A 3,391-nucleotide genomic window follows, 5' to 3' on the forward strand; every position below is an offset into this window, starting at 1 on the left:
TCTGTGTATCACCAGCACCATCGGTAACTGTATATGTAATAACAGGAACAGCACCATTGAAGTTATCATTCGGAGTAAAAGTATAGCTACCATCGGTATTTAAAGTTAACTCACCTTCAGTGAGAATAACGGTATCACCTGAATTATACGTATTCCCACCAACAGTAAAACTCGTTACTGTTAACGGTCCATCTGCTGTTTCTGCATTATCAAGGACATTGCCTGTGGCTGTTGTGTCTTCAGCTATCGTGACAGTTTCACTATCATCACTTAAATCTGAAACTGGTGTCACTGAAATTGTTAAGGTAGAGCTCTGTGTATCACCAGCACCATCAGTAACTGTATAAGTAATAACAGGCACAGCACCGTTGAAATTGTCATTTGGTGTGAAGGTATAACTACCATCGGTATTTAAAGTGAGTTCACCTTCCGCAAGAGTAACCGTGTCACCTGCATTGTACGTATTCCCACCAACCGTAAAGCTCGTTACCGTGAGTGGACCATCAGCAGTTTCTGCATTATCAAGCACATTACCTGTAGCAATTGTATCTTCAGCTATCGTGACAGTTTCACTATCATCACTTAGATCAGACACGGGTGTCACTGAAATAGTTAGGGTAGAACTCTGTATATCACCGGCACCATCTGTGACGGTATAAATAATAACGGGTACGCTACCATTGAAGTTATCATTTGGTGTAAAAGTGTAACTACCATCTGCATTTAAGGTAATTTCACCTTCAGCAAGGGTAACCGTATCACCTGCACTGTAGGTATTCCCACCAACAGTAAAGCTGGTGACGGTCATTGGACCGTCTGCTGTTTCAGCATTATCTAACACATTGCCCGTGGCTGTTGTGTCTTCCGCTGTTGTAACAGATTCATTGTCATCAGTAAGATCTGATAAAGGTGCTACTGAAATTGTTAAAGTAGAAATTTCGGTATCACCAGCACCATCAGTAACGGTGTAGCTGATCACTGGCACAGCACCATTAAAGTTATCATTCGGTGTAAAAGTGTAGCTACCGTCTGCATTTAAAGTGAGTTCACCTTCCGCAAGAGTAACCGTGTCACCTGCATTGTAGGTATTCCCACCAACAGTAAAGCTGGTGACGGTCATTGGACCGTCTGCTGTTTCAGCATTGTCTAAAACATTGCCTGTGGCTGTTGTATCTTCTGCAACAGTGACAGTTTCATTATCATCGCTCAGATCAGAAACTGGAGTTACTGAAATCGTTAAGGTAGAAGTCTGTGTATCACCTGCACCGTCAGTAACAATGTAAGTAATTACAGGAACAGCACCGTTGAAATTGTCATTAGGTGTAAAGGTATAACTACCATCGGTATTTAAAGTTAACTCACCTTCAGTGAGGGTAACGGTATCACCTGAATTATACGTATTCCCACCAACAGTAAAACTCGTTACGGTTAGTGGACCGTCTGCTGTTTCAGCATTATCGAGGACATTGCCTGTTGCGGTTGTGTCTTCCGCTGTTGTAACAGATTCATTGTCATCAGTAAGATCTGATAAAGGTGCTACTGAAATTGTTAAAGTAGAAATTTCTGTGTCACCAGCACCATCAGTAACGGTGTAGCTGATCACTGGCACACTGCCATTAAAGTTATCATTCGGTGTAAAAGTGTAACTACCGTCTGCATTTAAAGTGAGTTCGCCTTCCGTAAGAGTAACGGTATCACCTGAATTATACGTATTCCCACCAACAGTAAAGCTGGTGACAGTCATTGGACCGTCTGCTGTTTCAGCATTATCTAACACATTGCCCGTGGCAATTGTATCTTCAGCTATCGTAACCGTTTCACTATCATCACTTAAATCTGAAACTGGTGTCACTGAAATTGTTAAGGTAGAGCTCTGAGTGTCACCTGCACTGTCAGTAACAATGTAAGTAATTACAGGCACAGCACCGTTGAAATTGTCATTTGGTGTGAAGGTATAACTACCATCGGTATTTAAAGTTAACTCGCCTTCCGTAAGAGTAACGGTATCACCTGCATTATAGGTATTCCCACCAACCGTAAAACTCGTTACTGTTAACGGTCCATCTGCTGTTTCTGCATTATCAAGGACATTGCCTGTGGCAATTGTGTCTTCTGCTATTGTGACCGTTTCACTATCATCACTTAAATCTGACACTGGAGTTACTGAAATAGTTAAGGTAGAACTCTGAGTGTCACCAGCACCATCGGTAACGGTATAAGTAATAACAGGCACAGCACCATTGAAGTTATCATTTGGAGTAAAAGTATAACTACCATCGGTATTTAAAGTTAACTCACCTTCAGTAAGGGTAACCGTATCACCTGCATTGTACGTATTCCCACCAACCGTAAAACTCGTTACTGTTAACGGTCCATCTGCTGTTTCTGCGTTATCAAGCACATTACCTGTTGCAATTGTGTCTTCTGCTATTGTGACCGTTTCACTATCATCACTCAGATCTGAAACTGGTGTCACTGAAATTGTTAAGGTAGAACTCTGAGTGTCACCAGCACCATCGGTAACGGTATAGCTTATCACTGGCACAGCACCGTTAAAGTTATCGTTCGGTGTAAAAGTGTAACTACCATCTGCATTTAAGGTGAGTTCGCCTTCCACAAGAGTTACCGTGTCACCTGCATTGAAAGTATTTCCATTAACAGTAAAGCTGTTTACGGTTAGTGGTCCATCGACGCTGTCGGCGTTATTAAGCACGTTACCAGATACTGCTGTATCTTCAGCTGTTGTAACAAACTCATTATCATCAATAAGATCTGATACGGGTGTTACTGAAATCGTTAAGGTAGAACTATCCGTATCACCTGCACCATCTGTGACGGTATAAGTAATTACAGGAACAGCACCATTGAAATTGTCATTTGGTGTAAAAGTATAACTACCATCTGCATTTAAAGTGAGTTCGCCTTCCGCAAGAGTAACCGTGTCACCTGCATTATACGTATTCCCATCAACAGTAAAACTCGTTACGGTTAACGGTCCATCTGCAGTTGCTGCATTATCTAACACATTGCCTGTGGCGGTTGTATCTTCTACGACAGAAACAGTTTCACTATCATCACTTAAATCTGACACGGGATTCACTGAAATTGTTAAGGTAGAAATTTCTGTATCACCTGCACCGTCAGTAACGGTGTAGCTGATCACTGGCACGACACCGTTGAAATTGTCATTTGGTGTGAAGGTGTAACTACCATCCGTATTTAAGGTGAGTTGACCTTCAGTGAGAGTAACTGTATCACCTGCATTGTACGTATTCCCATCAACAGTAAAACTAGTTACGGTTAACGGTCCATCTGCAGTTGCTGCATTATCAAGCACATTGCCTGTCGCGATTGTATCTTCTGCAACAGTGACGTTCTCATTATCATCGCT

1 protein-coding gene is annotated in these 3,391 nt (G+C 41.9%); it reads right to left on the bottom strand.

Going from position 1 to position 3,391, the window contains the following annotated elements; genetic code table 11:
* Positions 1–3,391: tandem-95 repeat protein (locus H4J57_RS19195; protein WP_182243948.1), on the bottom strand; the 3,391-nt coding region annotated here is incomplete at both ends.

This window comes from Colwellia sp. BRX8-7 (genome assembly GCF_014077275.1).
Classification (GTDB): Bacteria; Pseudomonadota; Gammaproteobacteria; order Enterobacterales; family Alteromonadaceae; genus Colwellia_A.